A 20774-nucleotide genomic window follows, 5' to 3' on the forward strand; every position below is an offset into this window, starting at 1 on the left:
ATTTGTAGTGAGTTGAATAGCTGGCGTTAGCCGGCGACATGTTGAAGTGCTAGTTGCCCTGGAACGACGGCGCGCGCTTTTCGAGGAACGCGGAGACGCCCTCTCGGTAGTCTCGGGTCTGCCCAAGCTCCCGCATGGAATCTCGTTCCAGATCCAGTTGCTCATTCAGGTCATTTGACAGGCTTACGTGAATGACGCGCTTGATATGCGCGTGCGCGAGCGGCGGCCCGTCCTTCAGTTGATCAACCACGGCGGCTACGGCGCTGGCGAACGCGGCATCTGGAACAGCCTTCCAGATGAGCCCCCAGCTCTGGGCCTGGACTGCAGAGAGCCGGTCCCCAAGCAGAGACAAGCCCATCGCACGAGCCTCACCGACCAGTCGTGGCAAGAGGTACGTTCCCCCCGTGTCGGGAAGTAGATTTAGTTTCACAAAGGGCTGGAGGAAGAATGCTGATTCGGCCGCCATAACGATGTCGCAGGCAAGAGCCATGTTTGCTCCGGCACCGGCAGCCACGCCGTTGACTGCGGCGATAACGGGAATTGGTAGCGCTCGCAGTCTGCGGACGAGAGGACCGTAGAGGCGATCCACGGTGTGACCTAGATCTACTTCACCATCCCCGGACATTTGCCCCTCGGACAAATCTTGTCCTGCGCAGAACGCCCGACCGGCGCCTGTAAGCACCAGTACTTTGGCGTTGCTCCGGCCTTCCTCGAGATAAGTAAGGACGTCCGCGAGATCTGCATGCATCGCCTCCGTGAAGCTGTTCAGTCGAGCGGGCCGATTAAGCGTTACCCGTGCACATCTGTCGGTGACCTCAAACAGGAGATTGTCGTAGTCAGTTTTTGTCATTGCGACCCTCGGTACTGTTCATTACGACAAGTGCGTCCGCAGCAAATGCACCTTCTCCCCTAGCCAGGACCAGAACAGGATTGAGTTCAATGCTCTGCAGGTTTGGCCCTACGGCAACGGCCAGGGAAGAGAGTTGGACGAGAGTCGATGCCAGCGCATCGATGTCGCGAGGCGGCTTTCCTCGCGCCCCCTCAAGCAGCGGAATGCCCCGTATGCTTCGCACCATCTCCACAGCCGTCGGATAATCGACCGGACACCGATGCAGCACGACGTCCGTCATCACTTCGACGAGGATGCCGCCCAATCCGAACATCAGTACCGGCCCGAACAACGGATCACGATGAACGCCGACGATGCATTCCATGGCGTCATTAACTTGGCGAGCCACGAGCACGCCATCGATATGAGCGCCGGGCGCGAAGGAAGCCGCCCGCTCGATCAGCAAGTCGACCCCAGCGCGAACGTCGTCGCTGTCTTCGATGTTGAGGAGAACCCCACCAATTTCCGACTTGTGCGCGATATCCGGGGACAGAATCTTCAGAACGACGGGATAGCCCATGCGCTCGGCTGCTGCCACAGCGGACTCCGTGTCGACGGCGACCTCCTCAAGCACGCACTTGACGCCCGCATCCGTCAGCCACCGCTTCGCCTCGGCCTCATTGAGCGTGGCACGCGGTAGCGCGGGCGACGTTCCATGTGCTTTGCCTGTCTTGAGCAGTGGTTTGGCAAACGCATCGCCAAACTTGCCCATCGCCTCTATAGCGACGACAGCCCGCGTCGGGTCACTGAACACGGTGATTCCCGCTGCTTCATATCTATCCGTACACTCGCTCGAGCCGATTACCGACATCGCGAAGAGACGATCGGGGTAGCGCTCCTGAACCTGAGAAAGCTGGCGCAGCAATTCCGGGGCGACCGAAGCCGTACCGCCGGCCTGGGTAAAGAAGTTCAGAATGGACTTGTAGCCGCCTTGTCCAACAATCGCTTCCGCGAACTTGCCAACTACCGGCAGGTCGTTCAGCACTTGTGCTGTGCAGTCCACCGGGTTCCGTACCGAGGCGAAGGGAATCAACGCTTTGAGCTGCCGTTGCGCAGACGTGGGCATCTCTGGCAAAGGCAGCCCAAGATCTTCGCAAGTATCACTAATGAGAACGCCAGCGCCACCGCTAATAGAGAGTACGCCCAAGGTATTGCTCGCCGGATAGATACGGCGCGTTGCAAGGTGCGCGATGTCGAGGAACTCTTCTGCCGACCTCGCACGAACCACGCCGTATTCGGCCAAGACCGCATTAAGGACGGAGTCGTCCCCAGCGATGGCCGAAGTGTGAGACTGCGCGGCGGAGCTGCCCACAGCGCTACGCCCGGTCTTCATCAGGACCACAGGCTTTCGTGCCGCGTGGGCGGCTTCAAGCGCGGCAAGAAAGGACGCAGCGTCTCTCAAGCCCTCGGCGTAAACCGCGATGACGTCAGTCTCCGGGTCTTGCACGAGCCATTGCATCGCCTCACCCAGCGTCACGTCGCTTTCGTTGCCCGTCGTAATGCATACGGGCACGCCGATACGACGCTCACGGGCCGAAGTAAAAATGTGCGCTGCGAACGCACCAGATTGGCTAGCGATGCCAATCCTCCCTGCCAGTGGCCATCCACTTTCGAAAGATGTGGAGAAGGTGGGGTAATAACCAATGCGCTCGTTATAGAGCCCCATGGTATTGGGGCCCAGCAGCCGCATGCCATGACTCTTTGCAAGCGCGAGAAGGTCCTGCTGAGCGCGCATGCCCTCTGGGCCTACTTCCGCAAAGCCTGAGCTGAATACCACGGCGGAACGGACGCGGCGCTTGCCGAGCGTATCAATTACGCTCGGGACGTGCGCCGCCGGCACGGCGACAATGGCCGTGTCAGGGGCGTAGGGCAGAGCCTCCACGCTCTCGTAGGCCGTCAGGCCTTGAACAGTGCTGCGTCCGGGATTGACGGGAAGTATATCGCCTGAGAACCCCCGCTGCCGCATGTAGGCAACGGGCCTGCCCCCAATCCTCCGAGGATCGTCCGAAGCGCCAATGACTGCAACGGAGGATGCCGCTACAAGGCCATCAAGCGCCATGTTGGTGACGGCAGTCATGCTACTGCATCCTCGTTCGCACGACGCACCGGACCATCGTATTCGATCTGGTCCAGGGTGATCTGGCGCCAGCCCGGCTCACGGACCGATTCTTCGAACGCATGCGCGAACAGTCCGGCAGTACGCGGCACCACGATGAACGAGCGAGCCAGTCGCCAATCGAATCCGAGATCCGAGATAATTGCGCCAATTGCGGCATCAATATTAACTAGCAGCGGGCGACCCGTCTTTGCGACCAGCGCGCTCTCCAGAGCACGTGTCATTTTGATGTGGTTACCGGCGAGGCCATACTCCTCCGCCAGCCCGAAGAGCACCTTGCCTCGAGGGTCACCCGACGGATGCTGCGGGTGACCGAATCCGTCCAGCCGCTTGTGCGTACGGACGAACTTCTGCGCTACTTCATCGTAGTCCCGGCCGGACTGCTCTGCTTCGAGCACCAGCTCCTGGATATAGCGAGAGAATTCCTGCCCGGCACCGCCATGTACGTCGCCAAACATCATCGCGCCGGCTGCCACCGAGCATTGGATGGGCACGCCTGCGGCCTGCACGAACCGAGTAACCGTAGACGAGGGCGAGATGCCGTGTTCCGCGGAACAGATGAAGATAGCATTGATGATCTTCGATTCATTGCCCTTCGGGAGCTCGCCCTTGTAAAGCAGATAGACCAGGGCGCCAAAGTCGATTTTTCCGACCAAGTCCTTCAGGACGTCGTAGCCACGAATCATCATGCCCTCATCGGTGGCCTCTGCGATGGCGGTGCGCCAGTACTTCATCTTGGTGGGCTCGGTCATGTCAGTCTCCTTGCTGGTCAGCGTTAGTTTGCAACTCGGTGGGATGCTCGGCATCACGGAGAGAACAGTACAACTGCCTATTGCAGGCGCCGACGCCCACGTACACAATGTGGACGTTTTTCCGAAGCTGCCCTCGGCCTACAAGGGCATTCCAATGGTGAAAAGTGCCTGATGAGTGACTCAAAAGACGACTCTGGGAGGGGTACGCAGAGCCTGGATCGAGCGATCGGATTACTGAAGGAGGTGGCGGCGCATAGTCGCCGCGGACTGAGAATTACCGACTTGGTGATGACGAGCGGTATGGAGCGACCAACCGCTCACCGAATGCTCCAATCGTTGGTAAAGCATGGGTTGATAAGCCGGCTCAAGGGCTCCAAGCGATATGTGCTGGGAGACTACTGCCGCGAACTCGCCGCAGCGTTCGCAGATCGCTCTGATCTTCGGTCCATCTGCGAGCCCGTGCTTCGGGGCATTTCTGAAGAGACAGGGAATAGCTCGTTCCTCATCGTGCGCATGGGGATGGACTCTCTATGTGTCGCGCGATCGATCGGAAGTTATCCAATTCAGGTGTTGGCCATGAAGGTTGGCAACCGACAGCCTCTTGGTGTCGGCGCCGGAGGCTTGGCGATCCTTGCAACCTTACCCAAGGACGAACGAGAGGAGTGCATCAGAAAGAACGCGCATCGTTTGTCCGGCTATGGCGCGCTCACGGTTTCAACGCTGCAGGCGATCACCCTCGCGACCATAAAGAGAGGCCACGCGGTTATCGGACACTACAGCGTCCCTGGAGTCATTGCAGTCGGCGTTGCATTGCGCAATAGCAGTGGCGCCGTTGTTGGCGCTATCACCACCGCATCTTTGGACAGCCGCATGTCTCGCGCAGAGCAACAGCGTTCGTTGCTTTGCGTTGAGCGGCATGTGCAGGCCGTACAGCAGCAGCTCGATACGCTTTCGTGAAGAGAAGTAATCGTGAGTCTTCCGCAATTTGTGTGACCGCCATGAGCAAAGGCTTCGGTGATGTCGTAGCGTGGGACGATCGTTGTTCTCCGCCGCTGTTGAAGATCGTCATTCGTGCGAGCCACGCTCAATATTCATGCGACCGTAGCATTTTTACGCTCAGCATTCGTGCGACTGTATCTTTCCTATGCGAAACAAGGTCCCGGTGGGGCGTTGCGTGCGCTCTTCGAAGCAGTTGATTAAAATTACCAAGGTAATAGAGATTCCAGTACCGTGAACTGTAGTAATCGCTCGCAGTACGTTTTCGTAGTAATGTTGGGTCTTCCGCAATTTGTGTGACGACGGCGAACTGGCGTGGAGGCTCCTGTCGCGTGGAACGGCCGTCGTCTCCATCGCCCCCACCACCATTCTTCTGCTTTTTCGTGAACCAGGGCGAGCCTCGTCGGCCTCGCCCTGGCCCCACGAGCTCATTCCTCTGCGATGGCGAACGGTCTAGCGGGTCCAGTAGGACAAGGCGGGCCGATTCAGCTTGGCTTCAAGACCCGCAGCCGCAGAAGCTCGATGTTCGCGCGCCCATACATCTGACGCTTGAGGAACTTGAGCCGGTTGACGTGACCCTCGGTCTGGCCATTGCTCCATGGCAGCTTGAAGGCCGCACGCACAGCCGGTAAGTCGGCGCGCAGGCTTTGCGCGAACCTGCGCATTTCCGCAGCGTCGCAGCGCGACAGACGCTTCAACCATCGATCGAACTGCCGCGGACTTCGCCGGTGCATAAGCCCGAGAAACTCGCGCGCGAGGCTGCGGACCTCGCCCACCACGGGCTCGATCTTGCACAGCGCCTGCACGAAGCGCTCGTGGTCCGCGTTCCTGGGCTCCGCGACCGCGAGCTTCCTCCATCCTATAAGCCATCCGAACACGCGCCGGGCCGACGGGCACGGCATCGTGCGCACGGGTGCCTGGAAAAGAGGCTTCTTGCCCTGCGGAAAAAGGAGGCGAATCACGCAATTCCGAACGGCGGCGCGACTGCCCGTGTATCCTCGCTGCTTGAGTTCCCGCCAGATCAGTTCAGGAAAGCGACAGCCCTGTGCGATTCGTTCCTCGATATCGCTGAGATAAGGATCTAAAGGCGTCGGACCCCGCGCCCTGGGTGCGCGCTCGGGGAATGCCCCCGCGGTGATGAAGTTGCGCACGGTTCGATGGTCGATTGAGAGCTCTTGCCCGATTCCTTTCATCGTGCCGCCTTGGGCGTGTAGCGCCATAACCCGCTCGTACAGCTCCACCCGCGAGGCGCGTCGCTGATCGCTCAGACGCTGCCATGACCACAGTGAGTTGCGGCTCAGCTCCCGCTGCCGGCCCAGGGTCACGCCACGGACCTCGACTTGCTGCGCGGCTTGGCGCAGTTGCGGTCCGAGTCGGCACAGCAGTCTCTCGACGTTGTCGCGCAGGTTGCAAAGTAGATGCCAGCGATCCGAGACTTGCGTGGCTGCCGGCAGCGCGATGTCGACCGCCTCGGAGTAGGCCCCGGCCCGGTCCCTGGCGACGATCTCGATCGATGGGTGCGCACGCATCCACGCGCACGCATCCACGCGGCCACCGCAGTTCCTTCCCTGCCAGCGAACACTTCGATTGGCTCACGTCGCTCCAGGTCGACGATGATCGTTCCATATTGGTGACCGCGCGCGATCGCCCAGTCATCGATGCCGACGACCCGCGGTCGTGGTTTGCGCTTGCGCTCAGGAGCTCTGCGCAATTCCCGCAGCACGGTGTCGGCACTGGTGCGCAAGCCCAAGGCCTCAGCAAGCCGGGCGGCAGCCTCACCACCGAGGGCGTGGCCCAGCGCGTGCAACGCCCGAGCCTGCGATCGCGTACGACGTTGATACCGCCCGGCCAGGGCGTGGACGTTCTCGGCAAACGTACGACGGGGGCAATTGGCGTTCGTACACTTGAAGCGACGCACTTCAATAGCGAGAACGACCCGCTGCTCGAGCATTGGACGTTCTTCCAGCTTGCGCACATAGCGGCCGTGGATTCGGTGACTCCAACTATGGCAGGCAGGACAAGGTGCCGCGCGAACCGTACTGCAGGCTTCGACAGTGATGGTCTCCCCGCACGCGTCGCTAGAGACAAAGCGCTTACCCACACGAGCGAGAATACGATCGATCCCACCGAGAACTTGGCTCATGGTAACAACGAACATGGGGCCAAATCGGCCTGAAATCAAGCCCTCGACGCGGCCGTCACACAAAGTGCGGGAGACCCAGAATTGCTTCGTTCTACGTCATCGCTCCCTGATTTCTTGAGCCTCCTCGCGCAACAGCCAGTCAGGAACCCTTTCGGCAACGGGATATTTTCCGCCCACCGCAAAATCCACTTCTGCGATGAGCTCGCAGTCTTCGCCCAGGCGAATCGTCAGAACAGGGAATATCCGGGGCGCAGGTGGCAACTCGACCTTGCGGACAGACAGTACATCGCCCATGCCGAAGTACATAATCAGCCCGGCAACCCCGCTTAGGCTCGCTTCCAGACCTGTCCGGCTTGCAGTGCGGCCAGCACCGAATCAGTATGCTCGCCCCTCAGGGGCACCGGCCCTGGCTCGCACAATTGGCCGTCGAAGCGCGGCGCAGGCGACGCCTGCAACTCGCCGTCACGCTCGAAGTAGACGCCGCGCGCGAGGTTATGCGGATGCCTAGCCGCCTCTTGGGGGCTCAACACCGGACCGAAACAGGCGTCAGTCCCTTCAAGCACTCTGCACCATTCGGCACGCGTACGGCCAGCGAAGATATCGGCAAAGTGGCGGCGCATCTCCGGCCAGCGCTCCCGGTCCCACTGGCGGGCAAACTGCGGTACGTCTTCCAGGCCGAGTTTTTCGAGCAGCAACGCATAAAACTGCGGTTCGATGGCACCCACCGTGATGAACTGGCCATCCGCGCAGCGATAAGTCGCGTAGAAATGCGAACTGTCGTGCACGTTCTCGCCGCGCGCGCCAACCACCAGGCCCGCCTTGCGGGTAGACAGGAGCAGCGACATCAGGTGCGCGGAACCGTCCACGATCGCCGCGTCCACCACCGTGCCCCGCCCGGTTTCGCGGGCCTTAAGGATGCCGGCCAGGATCCCCACCGCCAGGTAAAGCGCGCCGCCACCTATATCGCCAATGGCGGTGATGGCCGCGGACGGCGGTTCGGCGGGGGAGCCATTGTAGTAAAGCGCACCGGACAGGGAAATGTAGTTGTTGTCATGGCCCGCCGACTGGGCCATCGGTCCAGACTGGCCCCAGCCGGTCATGCGCCCATAGACCAGGCGGGGGTTGCATGCCAGCAGTTCGTCCGGACCCAGCCGCAAGCGCTCCATTACGCCGGGCCGCATGCCTTCGATCAGCACATCGGCATCCTCCACCAGTTTCAAGACCAGCTCCCGACCCACGTCGGTCTTCAGGTCTGCTACCACTGAGCGCTTGCCGCGGTTAAGTACGAAGCCTTCGGCGGGCTTGTCGCTGCTTGCGGCATCGCCTCGCTCGACGGCGATCACATCGGCGCCGAGATCGGCCAGATGCATGGCGCAGAACGGACCAGGTCCAATCCCACAGATTTCCACAACCCTGATACCTGAGAGCATGATGATTTCAGTCTCCATTTCCTGTTATTCCGGACCTACGGGCCAGCTAGCGCCCGTTCTTCCGCTTTCTCACTATGAGCGCACGATCAGCTCCCGACGGATTTCATTAGCGCCACCGTAGATGCGTTGCACGCGCGCGCCGACATATGCTCGCAATGGGTGTTCCAGCAAGTATCCGTATCCGCCAAGAATCCGCACGCACCTGTCGATCACCTCTCACTGCCGCTTGGATTGAAGCCTAGCCAACCATGCTGCCGTCAGCGTTGATCCTCAGCCTATTTGCCTCGCGCGTCCTTCCCAGAACGGCTTCCGCAATTCGATCTTGAGGACCTTCCCGGTTCCGGAAAGCGGCAGTGCGTCGCGAAACTCAATACTCCATGGACTCTTGTAGCCCGCGATCTCGATCTTGCAGTGCGCTATAAGTTCTGTCTCGCTGACGGACTCGCCCGGCTTACACACGACCACTGCGTGGACCGACTCGCCCCACTTCTCGTTCGGGATGCCAATCACGGCACAGGCTGCCACTGCAGGATGCTTCGCCAGCGTATTCTCCACCTCGGCCGAATAGACGTTTTCACCACCGGTGACGATCATGTCCTTGACGCGATCGACGATGTAGAGGAAGCCGTCATCGTCCATCCATGCTGCGTCGCCGGTATGCATCCAGCCATCGCGCACGGCGATGGCGGATTGCTCGGAATTGTTCCAGTAACCGGCCATGACGGTCGGGCCGCGCACGGTCACCTCTCCCACGGTGCCGCGTGGCACCTCCCTCCCGTCGCCGTCGACGATACGCACCTCCGCCACCGGCACCGGCAGACCCGCTGAACGTAGCTTGCCGGCCTCACGCCCGTGCCCGGCGTGGCACCACGCTGGCAGGCAACTGACCACAGGCGACAGTTCCGTCATGCCGTACAACTGCGCGAAACGCGCCTGGGGCATGGCCGCGAGGGCCCGGTCGAGCAGCGGGCTGTCGATCGGCGCCGCACCATAGAGCACCAGCGACAGGCTCGACAGGTCGTGCGCACCGAACTCCGGAGCGTCGAGCAGACGCTGGATCATGGTCGGCACGAGGAAGATCTCGCTGCCCCGCTCTTCCGAGATGGCTCGAAGCACCGCCGCCTCATCGAAGCCCGGCAGGATGACCTGCTTGCACAGCCGCAACATCAGTTGCAACGTGAGGCCGATGCCGCCCACGTGGAACATCGGCGCTGCCTGGATGCCGACCGCGCGCTCGGGGCGGGTGGCGGCCGCCACGGCGGCGAGCGCGTCGATCGCAAGGTTGGCGTGGGTCAGCATCACGCCCTTCGGCGTGCCCGTGGTGCCGCCGGTATACAGGATCGCCGCCAGGTCAGCGCCGCCCCGCTGTGCGTCTCTGACCGGGTCCGTCTCGGCGAGCAGCCACTCGTAGCCAAGCATGCCGGACGGCACTGGACCGTCGCCCACATGGATCAGCGTTTGCAGCGACTTCGATTGCGCGCGCAGATCCCTGGCGATCCTCGCGAAGGCATCGTCGACCAGGAGGATGCGAGTGCCGCAATCGTCCAGCGACCACGCCATCTCGCGCGCCGTCCAGCGGACGTTGACGGGGTTCACCACGCCCCCGCCCCACCACGCGCCATACAGGTACTCGACATAGCGATCAGAATTCTGCGCGAGCATGCCGACGCGGTCGCCGGGACGCATGCCGAGGCGCTGCAACGCGCCGGCCAGTCGCGCAACGCGGTCGCAAAGAATCGCGAACGTGGAACGCCGTTGCCCCGAGACCAGCGCCTCCGCCTGCGGGCACTGGCGCACGGCCTTGTGCAGGGGCTGGGTCAGGGACATGCCGATGCCGGCTGGCTCAATCCGGGAAGCCATATGTGTCGATCCTTTGATCCGCTTTGAAGTCACATCGCGTGGCAGGCGCCGAGCCTGCTCACCGTCCCAGGAATACGGCCGGCCGCCGCTCCGCAAAGGCGGCGCATCCCTCGCGGAAATCGGCGGAGGCGGCGAGCAAGGACTGCGTATCCGCCTCCCACGCGAGCATGGTGTCAAGCGACATCGGTACGCGCGAGAGCACTGCCTTGGTGGTGGCAATCGTAGCCGGGGGCGCCTTGGCCAGCCGCAAGGCCCGTTCCCGCGCCTGTTCCAGGACCTGCCCCGCTTCGGTCAGTACGTCGACCAGTCCGAGTGCCCTGGCCTGTGTGGCGGGGATCGGATCGCACAGCATCAGGATTTCACGGGCCGCGCCCATACTCACACGCTGAGGCAGCGACCACAGCAGTCCATAGTCCGGCGTCAGCCCGAGACGGCCGAAGGCTGCGCAGAAGGTGGCATTGGCGTCGGCGAACACGAAGTCCGACGCCATCGCGAGCGAAAAGCCCGCCCCAAACGCAGCACCCTGCACGGCAGCCACCACGGGCAGGCGGCCGCCGATCATTGTGCGCACCACCTGCTGGCCGATCTGCATGTTGCGGCGCATAACGAGGCCCGAGACATCCAGTCCGCCCACGTCGCCGCCGGAGCAGAAATGCGCGCCGCCGGTGAGCAGCACGGCGCGGCAGGCGTCGTTGTCCTGCAGGGCGGCCAGCGCACGGGCGAGTCCTTCGTAGAGTTCGGGTGTCAGCGCGTTGCGCTTTGACGGCACGTGCATGGTCAGCGTGGCCACGCCATCGGCCAGTTCAACCTTCAGGGCGGGGGAGTCCAGTTCCTCGATCAGCATGTTTTGTTCTCCTGTCACCGTCAGAGGCCGCTCACCAGATGCCCGCCATCGACGGCCAGCACCGCCCCCGTCATGTAGGCCCCGGCCTTCGATGCGAGGAGCCAGAGCGGACCGAGCAGGTCGTCCGGCGTGCCGAAGCGGCGTTGCGGCACGCGGCCCATCAGCTTCTGGCCGGCATCGCTGGCGAGGAACGCCTCGTTCAACTCGGTGCTGATGTAGCCGGGCGCCAGCGCATTCACGCGGATGCGGTGCTTCGCCAGCTCCAGCGCCAGAGATCGCGTCAGATGGATCAGCCCGGCTTTCGAGGCACAGTACGGCGCCACACCGCCCGCCACCCGTACCCCGGTGATCGACGCGACATTGACGATGGAACCCGGCCTTCCGGCGGCGACCATGCGGCGCGCAGCCTCCGTCGCCACGAGCCAGGCACCCTTCAGGTTGGTGTCGATCGCCGCGTCCCAAGTGTGCTCGTCGTGCTCCAGCAGCGGACGGGTCACCGCGACACCCGCGTTGTTCACGATCAGATCGACGGTGCCGATCTCCGACTCCATCGCGTCGAACGCTTCGCGCACGCTGTCCGCATGCGTGACGTCCATTTCGACAGCCAGTGCCCGTCCGCCGGCATCCCCGATCTTGCCGACCAGGGCCGTCAGCCGGTCGAGACGCCGCGCCCCGACCGCGACCGTCGCCCCGCGAGCCGCGAGGAACCGGGCGAAATGCCGCCCGAGTCCGCTTGAAGCGCCGGTTACCAGCGCCACTCGCCCTTGCAGCGAGAACTGTTCGTCGAATTCCCTGCTCACCCTTGTCTCCCCGTTATTCGAAGTAGCGGCCATTTCGTTCGGCCAGTAAGACCATGCCAGCGGTCGGCCTGTACAAGTCGCCCAAGTCCGCCAGGCGCTCGCAAGCCGCCAGCACCTCCCGGGCACCGAGCGCGTCGGCGTGGTGCAGTGCACCGCCAATCTGGCGCGGGAAGCCGAGCCCGAGGACCAGGCTCATGTCAATGTCCGCAGCGGACGCCGCAACCCCTGACTCAAGGCAATGTGCCGCCTCAATTACCATCGGCAGCATCATTCGGGCGACAATTTCCTCCGCGTCCATGGCGCGGGTCCCACCGGGCTGGATCATGGCAAGGAGCGCATGGGTGTCGTCCGCTGGCGACTTCACCGGCCTGCCCTTGTCATCCCGGACATAACGGTAGAAGCCGACCCCGCTCTTCTGCCCCAGCCGGCCAGCTCGCGCCATCAACGCGACCGCATGCTCGCCGTCAATCTTCAGGCGCGACGCGTAGCCTTTGCCGATGACGTCGATGACATGCGACGCCGTGTCCATCCCCACTACGTCCTGCAGATATGCCGGCCCCATTGGCCAGCCGTATGCCTCCATCGCCTTGTCGATGGCGACGAAGTCGACGCCGTCCCGCACCAGGCGCAGAAACGCCAGGATATAGGCGGTCAGGATGCGATTGACGAGGAATCCCGGACAATCGGCCACGACTACCGGCGTCTTGCCCAAGCGGCGCGCGTAGTCGACTACGGTGGCGACAGCCGCCGCCGAGGTTCGCTCCCCCCGAATCACCTCCACCAACGGCATGGACGGCACCGGGTTGAAGAAGTGCATCCCGACAAAGTTCTCCGGCCGCTTCAGGTTCGCCGCCAAATCGGTGATCGACAGCGACGAAGTATTCGAGGCCAGGACGGCATGCGCCGGCACCAGTGCCTCCACCTCGGCCAGGACACCACGCTTGATGCCGAGGCTCTCGACCACGGCTTCCACCACGACATCGACCGTCCCGAAGCCGCCGTAGTCGAGCGTCGGGACGATGGACGACAGCACGGCCTGTGCCGCCTCGCCGGTCATCTTGCCGCCGCTGACTTGCTTGCCCAGCAGTCGGCCAGCCTCACGCATGCCCAAGTCGAGCGACGCGGCAGTGATATCCTTCATCACGACCGGCGTGCCGCGCAACGCGCTCTGGTAGGCGATCCCGCCGCCCATGATGCCGGCGCCGAGCACGGCCGCACGGCGCACCGTAGAGGCTGCCGCCTCCTGCCCGTTCTCTTTCCACATCTTTTCGCTCCTTACTCTGAACCGCCGCCGGCATGGCGGAGAATCTGTTTCGCAATGCTCCAGCGATGCACTTCCGAAGGACCGTCGTAGATCCGGAATGCGCGCATGTCGGAGAAGATCCGCGCCACGATCGTTTCGTGCGTTACGCCTTGCCCGCCGAGAATCTGCACGCAGCGGTCCACCACGCGCCACTCGGCCTCAGAGCAGATCACCTTGGCCAGGCTGGATTCGCGGCGTCCCTTCCCGCCCTGGTCGAGTACCCAGGCGCAATGCCAGATCGTCAGGCGCGCCGTATGCAGGTCCATCTCGTTGTCGGCCAGCATGAAGCCCACGCCCTCGTGGCTGCCGAGCGGCTTGCCGAACGCGTGGCGACGCGCGGCGTAATCCGAGGCAATGTCGTGCGCGCGGCGCGCCTGCCCCAGCCAGCGCATGCAGTGTGTCAGCCTTGCCGGCGCGAGGCGGATTTGCGCGTAGCGAAAGCCTTGCCCGACCTCGCCCAGCACGTCGGTGGCGGGAATCCGCAGGTTCTCGAAGCGAATCACGCCGTGACCGCCTGTGAAGCACGCATCCAGCGCGTCCATCGTCCGCTCGTGGATAAAGCCGGGGCGGTCCGTGTCGCAGAGGAACATGGTGGCGCGGCCGTCCTCCATGCGCGCCATGATGATCGCGTACGAGGCGCCGTCCGCGCCGGTGATGAACCACTTGCTGCCGTTGATCACGTAGCCGTCGCCATCGCGCACGGCCGTCGTCTGGAGCATGGCGGGATCGGAGCCCGCCCCCGGGGCCGGTTCCGTCATGCAGAAGCACGAGCGGATCTTTCCCTCGATTTGCGGCTGCAGCCAGCGCGCCTTCTGCGACGGGGTCGCGACGGCTTCCATCAGGTGAATGTTGCCCTCGTCCGGCGCCGCGATGTTGAGCGCCGTGGGGCCGAGAGTAGAGTAGCCCGCCTCCTCGAACACGATCGCCTTGGCCAGGTGCGACAGCCCCAACCCGCCCGACTCGACGGAAGCATGGGGCGTCAGCAGGCCGGCATCGCGTGCCCTGGCAACGAGTTCAAGGCGCAGCGATTCACTTGGCCCGTGGGCCGTCTGCCGGGGATCGCGCTCCAGCGGAATCACCTGCTCGGCAATGAAGCGCCGCGTACGCAACTGCAGCGCCTTCAGATCATCGGAAATTTCGAAGTTCATGTCAGCTCTCCAGAGCAGTCAGGTCCCGACCATCGACCATCGACCATCCAGGTTGGGCGATCGTCATGCCTTCTTCCTATCGTCCAGGCCAAGGCTGCGCCCGATGATTTCCTTCATGATCTCGTTCGCGCCGGCGAAGATGCGCGAGACCCGTGCGTCGGTGTACATCCTGGCGATCCGGTACTCCTCCATGTAGCCGGCGCCGCCGTGCAACTGCACGCAGGCGTCGATCACACGGTTCTCAAGTTCGGTCGCCAGCAGCTTCGCTTCCGACGCGACCACCGCCGTCAGTTCGCCGGCATTGGCCTCCATCACACAGTGGTCGACGAACGCCTGCGCCGCGTCAAGCTGCGCGCGCATGGTGGCCATCTCGAAGCGCACGTGCTGGAACGTGCCGACCGGCTTGCCGAACGCCATCCGTTGCCTGACGTAGTCGAGCGTCAGGTCGAACGCCACCTGCGCATGCGCGATCGAGCCGATGGCGACTTGCAGGCGCTCCTCGGCCAGCAGCTCCGACATGTAAAAGAAGCCCCTGGCCGGATCGCCGAGCACGTTCTCCTTCGGGATCCTGACGTTGTCAAAGAAGAGTTCCGCCGTGTCCTGCGCATGCAGCCCGATCTTCTTCAGCTTCCGCCCTCGCGTGAAGCCGGGCATGCCGGCCTCGACGACGAACAGGCCGATGGCGTGCCGGCTCCCGGGGTCAGTGCGGGCGGCAACGATGACGAGGTCCGCCTGCGTCCCGTTGGAGATATAGGTCTTCGCGCCATTGAGCAGCCAGTGGTCGCCCATGTCCTTTGCGCTGGACTTCATGCCCGCGAGGTCGCTGCCGGCATCCGGTTCCGTCATGGCGATGGCGAGGATCTTCTCCCCCCGAATGGCCGGCGGCAGGAAGCGCGCCTTCTGCGCCTCCGATGCGAATGCGCCCAGGTACGGCGCGACCACGCGCGAGTGCAGGTTGATGTAGAAGCCAATGTCGCCGTGGCGGACGTTCTCCTCGTACAGGACCTGCTCGTACCGCAGGTCCTTCAGGCCCGGCCCGCCATAGGCCTCCGGCGCCCACATCAGCAGGTAGCCCTGTTCGCCGGCCTTGAGGAAGGCGCTGCGGTCCACGAAGCCCTGTTCGCGCCAGCGCGCGGTATGCGGGCCGATTTCTCCCTGGAAGAAGCGGGCCACACTGTCGCGGAAGGCATGGTGATCCGGCTCAAAATGCGTGCGTCTCATGGCGTTCCTCGCAAGGGCTTACTGCACGGGACGGGGGTGGAACCTGTCGTTCGCGCCGGCGCGGCGCCGCAGCCAACCGGAAGGACGGAAGCGCGCGCCGTGCCGGTCGGCCAGCCGGTCGCATTCGGCGACGAATGCTTCAAGGCCCATCGTCTCGATCAGCGACAGCGTGCCCCCTGTCCACGACGGAAAGCCGATGCCGAGCACGGCGCCGACGTCGGCGTCAGCAGCGCTCGTCACGACACCCTCTTCCAAGCAGCGCGCGGCTTCGAGCGCCTGGATGCAGAGCAGGCGGCTTCTGACGTCTTCCACGCTCGGCTGGACGACCTGCACCGGATAGAGATCGGACAGCCCGGTCCACAGGCGCTTTCTGCTGTCGTCCGGATAGCTGTAAAAGCCCTTCCCGGCCTTGCGCCCCAGGCGGCCCAGGGTGTTGAACTTCTCGATGACGGGTTGCGCATGTTGCCGCAACGAGGACGCCGGCAGGCCATCGGCGACGGCCTGGTCGATTACGCGCTTCTGCAAGTCGAGTGACACTTCGTCGGTGACGGCAAGTGGGCCGGTTGACATGCCCGCCTGCTTAGCCGCGTTCTCGATCAGCGCCGGCGCGATGCCTTCGGCCAGCATCGCCATGCCTTCGTCGATATAGGCGCAGAACACCCGGCTGGTGTAGAAGCCCGGGCTGTCGTTGACGACGATCGGCGTCTTACGCAGTTGCCGGACGAAATCGAGCGCGTGCGCGAGCGTTGCAGGTGCCGTTTCCTTGCCGACGATGACCTCGACGAGCGGCATCCGGTCGACCGGCGAAAAGAAGTGGATGCCGATGAACTGCGCCGGCCGGGCGCTTTCGCTTGCCAGTCCGGTGATCGGCAGCGTCGACGTATTGCTCGCAAAGACCGCGGACGGCGACAGTACCGCCTCCGCCTTGCGGATGACATCGGCCTTCACTTCCCGCTGTTCGAAGACGGCCTCGACAACCAGATCGCAGCCGTCCAGCAACGCGAAAGCGTCGGTTGCCCGGACGCGTGCGGCGATCTCTTCCGCAGAGACATCGGTGAGGCGGCCCTTCGTCACCTCCCTGGCCAGCAGTCCGGTGCAACGGGCCTTGCCCTTCTCGGCGGCAGCCAGGTCCACATCGATCAGCACGACCTCGATGCCCGCCACGGCGGCCGCATGTGCGATGCCGCTGCCCATCATGCCAGCGCCGACCACGCCGAGCTTGCACACGGGCTTCGGGGGAATCCCGGCGGGCCGCGCCGCACCCTTCTCGGCCGCCAGCTTGTTGACGAATAGCGTGCGCATCAGGTTTCTCGCCACGGGGCCGGAGAGCAGGGTGGCGAAGTAGTTCACCTCGACGCGAAGCGCGGCATCAATCGGCAGTTGCGTGCCTTCGTAGACGCAAGACAGGATGGCCGCAGGCGCGGGGTAGTTGCCGCTGTGCCGGCCATGCGAGGCCGCCACGCCCACGCCGAACGTCGTCATCGCGTGCGGCGCCAACGGGCCGGCGCCGCCGGGTACGCGGAAGCCCTTGACGTCCCACGGCTGGCAAGCGCCGGGATTGGCGAGGACCCACGCGCGGGCCGTAGCGTAGAGCTGATCCGCCGGGACGATGGCATCCACCATACCGATCCGCAGGGCCTCCGCCGGTTTGACGTGGCGGCCCTCCAGCAGCAGCGGCAGGGCGCGCTCGATGCCGATCAGCCGGGGCAGGCGCTGCGTCCCGCCCCCGCCCGGCAGCAGTCCGACCGTGACCTCCGGCAGGCCGACCACCGCCCTGGGATCATCCACCAGCACGCGATAGTGACAAGCCAGGCATAGCTCATAGCCACCGCCTAGCGCCACGCCGTTGATGGCGGCGGCGACGGGCTTGCCGCAGGTCTCCAGGTCGCGCAGGATCTTCGACGCTTGCAGCACCGAATCGCGCGCCATCTCCGCCGTGACGTTGCGGTCGTATGCCGTGACGAAGTCCTTCAGGTCCGCGCCGGCAACGAAGCCGCCGCGCTTGCCGGACGTGATGACCGCGCCGCGAATTCCGCCCTGCTGGCGCACGCGCTGCACAACCTCGGCCAAGTCCGCGACCAGATCTGGCACGAAAACATTCATCGGGCGATCGGGCACGTTGATGCTGACGCGCGCGACGCCTTCGGCGTCGACTTCGAAATCAATGGTATTCATGGTGATGGCTCAGATGCGTTCGATAATGGTGACCGTGGCCTGGCCCGCGGCCGCGCACAGCGTGACGAGGCCGGTGGTCAGGTCGCGGCGTTCCAGTTCGTCGAGCAGCGTGCCCAGTAGGATCGCGCCCGTTGCCCCCAGCGGATGGCCGAGCGCGATCGCTCCGCCATTCACGTTGACGCGGTCATGGGGAATGTCGAAGGTCTTCATGTAGGCCATCGGCACGACGGCGAAGGCTTCGTTGATCTCGAACAGGTCGATGTCCGCGATGCCCATGCCCAGCCGGTCCAGCAGCTTCGATGTGGCCGGCATGGGCCCACCGAGGCTCAGCAGCGGCTCCGACGCGGCCGATACATAGCCGCGAATCCGCGCGCGAGGCCTGATCCCACTGTGCTCGCCGAACTCGCGCGTGCCCAGCAGCACCGCGCAAGCGCCGTCGACGATCCCGCTGGAATTGCCGCTGGTATGGATATGCTCGATCGCCTCGACGTACGGATAGCACTGCTGCACGACGGCGTTGTAGCCCGCCTCGCCCAAGCTGGTGAAGGACGGCTTGAGCCGGGCGAGGTCTTCGATCGTCGTGCCCGGACGCACGGCCTCGTCCTGCGCGAGAACGGACTCGCCCAGCAGGTCGCGCACCGCGACGACCGATCGTTCGAAATAGCCGGATGCGCGCGCGTGCGCGGCGCGTCGCTGGCTTTCGACGGCAAACGCATCCACGTCGCTGCGGGAGAAACCCCACAACGTTGCCATCAGGTCTGCCGCGACGCCGTTCGGGATATAGGGATAGCGATGGCCGATCCGGGGGTCTGTATAGTTGGCGCCGCCGTCGGACCCCATCGCCACCCGTGACATCGACTCCACGCCGCCGCCGACCACCGCCTGCGCCTGTCCGGCACGGATCAGGCTTACGCCCTGATTGACGGCATCCAGCGCAGAGGTACAGAAGCGGTTCACCTGATAGCCGGGCAGGTGTTCGCCATACCCCGCATTGAGGATGGCCGCGCGCGTCATGTCCGCGCCCTGCTCCCCGACAGGCGTGACGATACCCAGTCCCACATCCTCCAGCTCGCGGGTATCAAGCCGGGTGCGCGTCTTCAGCGCCGCAAGCACCTGGCTGGCCAGTTCCACCGGCGTGATGGCATGCATCGCGCCGTCCGCACGCCCACGGCCGCGTGGCGTGCGGACGTGATCATAAATATAGGCTTCGGTCATGGTGATCTCGATGAGTACGTGAGTACGCGGCGCGGGTGTTCGTCCCGTTCACGGGACGGACGCGGGCGCCCTTAGGAAAAGAGGATGGCGTCGTCCCGCACCGCGAAGTCGCCATCACAGGCACGGATGGCGGCCAGGCATGCGTCGGCTTCGGGCAGGAGGCGGTTGAAATAGAAAGCCGCGACGACGTGTCGGGCCTGGAAAAAGGGATCTCCCGCAACGGCCCGCGCGGCGCACGTGGCAGCGGAACGGGCGAAGAGGTAGGCGAAGGCCAGATGGCCGATGATGCGCAGGTAGTCCGTGGCCACCGCGCCGACCAGATGGGGATCGCTTGCCGCGCGTGCGGAAAGCACCCGGCTCAACACCTCGACGTCCGCCGCGAGGCTGCCTAGCCTTTGTCTCATGGGCGCGGGCGCCGTTTGCCCGCCGGGCGATGCCAGCCACGCGGCGATCAGGTCGAGGAATACACGCAAGCGGCGCCCGTCGTCGGCAATGACCTTGCGGCCCAGCAGGTCGATGGCCTGGATGCCGTTGGAGCCTTCATAGATCTGCATGATGCGCGCGTCGCGCACAAGCTGTTCGACGCCGGTCTCGACCATGTAGCCGTAGCCGCCATGCACCTGTATCGCGAGGTTCGCGCAGGCCGATGCGTTGTCCGTCAGGAATGCCTTGGCGACTGGCGTGAGCAGCGCCACCAGGTCTTCGGCGCGCTGACGGGCGTGCGGGTCCTCGTGGTGCGCTTCCACGTCGAGCTGAAGCCCGAGCCAGTATGCGAGCATGCGCCCGCCTTCCACCCACGCCTTCTGCGTGAGCAGCATCCGGCGGACTTCCGCGTGGGCGATGATCGGTGCGGCTTCAGTGGCAATGTTCGCGGCCCTGCCCTGCCGACGCTGGCGCGCGTAGGCGATGGCCGCCTGGCTGGCCGCTTCCGCGATGCCAACGGCCTGCACCCCAACGCCAAGCCGGGCGGCGTTCATCATCACGAAGGCATTCGAGAGACCGCAGTGGGGCGCTCCGACCAACCAGCCGACCGCGCCGTCGAACTGCATCGCGCAGGTGGCGCTGCCGCAAATGCCCATCTTGTGCTCGATGCCGGTGACGCTGACGGCATTGCGCACGCCAGGCCGTCCGGCCGCATCGGGGATGAACTTCGGCACGACGAACAGCGACACCCCGCGGCTTCCCGCCGGCGCACCGGGCAGGCGTGCCAGGACCAGATGGACGATGTTCTCCGCGAGGTCGTGATCCCCGCCGGAAATGAACAGCTTGGCACCGCCGAGTCGCCACGTGCCGTCGCCGGCCGCTTCGGCGCGGCAGCGCACCGTGCCGAGATCCGAGCCGCTCTGCGGTTCGGTCAGGCACATCGTCGCGGTCCACTCGCCCGACACCAGCTTCGGCAGATAGAGGCGGCGCAACGCTTCGCTGCCGTAGTGGCGCAGGGTGTGATACGCGCCATGCGCCAGCGCCGGATACATGCTCCACGCGGGACAGGTGGCGTTCAGGAACTCGTAGAGAACATTGTTCAGCAGCGACGGCAAGGCCTGCCCGCCATCTTCCGCGCGGCAGGCCAGGGCCGGCCAGCCTTGCTCGACGAAGGCGCGATACGCCGCCGCGTAGCCGTGAGGCGTCCGGACTTCACCGGCTTCGAGCACGCATCCTTCGCGGTCGCCGCGCGCGTTCAACGGCGCGACAACATCCTCGGCGTAGCGCGCCGCCGCGCCAATGACCTGCTCGCAGGTGTCCGCGCCGAGCCCGCGATAGGCCGGCAGGCCGGATAGCTCGCGGTCCACATCAAGCAGTTCGCGAAGGATGAATCGAATCTCGCCCAGGGGCGCGACGAAGGAGCGCATCTCTGTGTCTGCCGCGTGGTCGCGGACCAATG

Annotated in this window: 18 protein-coding genes and 1 pseudogene; 2 read left to right on the forward strand and 17 right to left on the reverse strand. The window is 64.3% G+C overall.

Translation table 11 applies throughout. From position 1 onward, the window contains the following. Positions 1–49: 49 nt before the first annotated feature. From paaG to DN412_RS11990, 3 genes are read right to left on the reverse strand one after another with little or no spacing between them, the layout of a single operon-like run. On the reverse strand, positions 50–850 hold the full coding sequence (gene paaG, locus DN412_RS11980; protein ID WP_115015476.1) for a 2-(1,2-epoxy-1,2-dihydrophenyl)acetyl-CoA isomerase PaaG: 801 nt from the start codon (positions 848–850) through the stop codon (positions 50–52). Then, positions 837–2966 (reverse strand): acetate--CoA ligase family protein, encoded by a 2130-nt coding sequence (locus tag DN412_RS11985; RefSeq protein ID WP_115015477.1) that lies wholly within the window; start codon positions 2964–2966, stop codon positions 837–839. The genes paaG and DN412_RS11985 overlap by 14 nt, the downstream gene beginning before the upstream one ends. Further along, on the reverse strand, positions 2963–3757 hold the full coding sequence (locus tag DN412_RS11990) for a citryl-CoA lyase (RefSeq protein ID WP_244222637.1): 795 nt from the start codon (positions 3755–3757) through the stop codon (positions 2963–2965). The genes DN412_RS11985 and DN412_RS11990 overlap by 4 nt, the downstream gene beginning before the upstream one ends. Between DN412_RS11990 and DN412_RS43770 the strand changes: the two genes are divergently transcribed. Beyond that, entirely contained in the window at positions 3756–3929 is a 174-nt protein-coding gene (locus DN412_RS43770) for a hypothetical protein (protein WP_167471087.1), read from the forward strand. The genes DN412_RS11990 and DN412_RS43770 overlap by 2 nt on opposite strands. Beyond that, positions 3929–4714 (forward strand): IclR family transcriptional regulator, encoded by a 786-nt coding sequence (locus tag DN412_RS45850; RefSeq protein WP_115015483.1) that lies wholly within the window; start codon positions 3929–3931, stop codon positions 4712–4714. The genes DN412_RS43770 and DN412_RS45850 overlap by 1 nt, the downstream gene beginning before the upstream one ends. Positions 4715–5238: 524 nt before the next feature. Here DN412_RS45850 and DN412_RS44480 read toward each other — a convergent pair. The 14 genes and pseudogenes from DN412_RS44480 to DN412_RS12060 form a co-directional block, all read right to left on the reverse strand. Further along, on the reverse strand, positions 5239–6282 hold the full coding sequence (locus DN412_RS44480) for a transposase (RefSeq protein ID WP_244222638.1): 1044 nt from the start codon (positions 6280–6282) through the stop codon (positions 5239–5241). Between the two features lie 425 nt (positions 6283–6707). After that, positions 6708–6911, reverse strand: a pseudogene (locus DN412_RS44485) (ISL3 family transposase); the annotation flags it as partial. Between the two features lie 81 nt (positions 6912–6992). Beyond that, on the reverse strand, positions 6993–7190 hold the full coding sequence (locus DN412_RS12005; RefSeq protein ID WP_133303045.1) for a hypothetical protein: 198 nt from the start codon (positions 7188–7190) through the stop codon (positions 6993–6995). 32 nt (positions 7191–7222) lie between these two features. After that, positions 7223–8326: a CaiB/BaiF CoA transferase family protein gene (locus DN412_RS12010; protein ID WP_115015683.1), complete on the reverse strand. Its 1104-nt coding sequence runs from the start codon at positions 8324–8326 to the stop codon at positions 7223–7225. A gap of 72 nt (positions 8327–8398) precedes the next feature. Continuing rightward, positions 8399–8539 carry an acyl-CoA dehydrogenase family protein gene (locus DN412_RS12015; RefSeq protein WP_115015488.1) on the reverse strand — a complete coding sequence of 47 codons (141 nt, stop codon included), beginning with the start codon at positions 8537–8539 and terminating at the stop codon, positions 8399–8401. 57 nt (positions 8540–8596) lie between these two features. After that, a complete protein-coding gene (locus DN412_RS12020) occupies positions 8597–10153 on the reverse strand; it encodes a long-chain-fatty-acid--CoA ligase (RefSeq protein ID WP_115015686.1) in 1557 nt (518 codons plus the stop codon). 91 nt (positions 10154–10244) lie between these two features. Then, entirely contained in the window at positions 10245–11030 is a 786-nt protein-coding gene (locus tag DN412_RS12025; protein ID WP_115015495.1) for an enoyl-CoA hydratase/isomerase family protein, read from the reverse strand. 20 nt (positions 11031–11050) lie between these two features. Then, positions 11051–11830 carry an SDR family NAD(P)-dependent oxidoreductase gene (locus DN412_RS12030; protein WP_244222639.1) on the reverse strand — a complete coding sequence of 260 codons (780 nt, stop codon included), beginning with the start codon at positions 11828–11830 and terminating at the stop codon, positions 11051–11053. Positions 11831–11843: 13 nt separating this feature from the next. Beyond that, positions 11844–13094 (reverse strand): 3-hydroxyacyl-CoA dehydrogenase NAD-binding domain-containing protein, encoded by a 1251-nt coding sequence (locus tag DN412_RS12035; protein ID WP_115015502.1) that lies wholly within the window; start codon positions 13092–13094, stop codon positions 11844–11846. Positions 13095–13105: 11 nt separating this feature from the next. Then, positions 13106–14281 (reverse strand): acyl-CoA dehydrogenase family protein, encoded by a 1176-nt coding sequence (locus DN412_RS12040; protein ID WP_115015506.1) that lies wholly within the window; start codon positions 14279–14281, stop codon positions 13106–13108. A gap of 63 nt (positions 14282–14344) precedes the next feature. Continuing rightward, positions 14345–15502 (reverse strand): acyl-CoA dehydrogenase family protein, encoded by a 1158-nt coding sequence (locus DN412_RS12045; RefSeq protein WP_039013898.1) that lies wholly within the window; start codon positions 15500–15502, stop codon positions 14345–14347. 18 nt (positions 15503–15520) lie between these two features. Continuing rightward, positions 15521–17677, reverse strand: coding sequence for a 3-hydroxyacyl-CoA dehydrogenase NAD-binding domain-containing protein (locus DN412_RS12050; protein ID WP_115015509.1), 2157 nt, complete (start codon positions 17675–17677; stop codon positions 15521–15523). A gap of 9 nt (positions 17678–17686) precedes the next feature. Then, entirely contained in the window at positions 17687–18892 is a 1206-nt protein-coding gene (locus DN412_RS12055) for an acetyl-CoA C-acetyltransferase (RefSeq protein WP_115015512.1), read from the reverse strand. A gap of 71 nt (positions 18893–18963) precedes the next feature. Then, on the reverse strand, positions 18964–20742 hold the full coding sequence (locus tag DN412_RS12060) for an acyl-CoA dehydrogenase (protein ID WP_115015516.1): 1779 nt from the start codon (positions 20740–20742) through the stop codon (positions 18964–18966). Positions 20743–20774 lie beyond the last annotated feature (32 nt).

It is taken from the genome of Cupriavidus lacunae, assembly GCF_003353055.1.
GTDB classification, from domain to species: domain Bacteria; phylum Pseudomonadota; class Gammaproteobacteria; order Burkholderiales; family Burkholderiaceae; genus Cupriavidus; species Cupriavidus lacunae.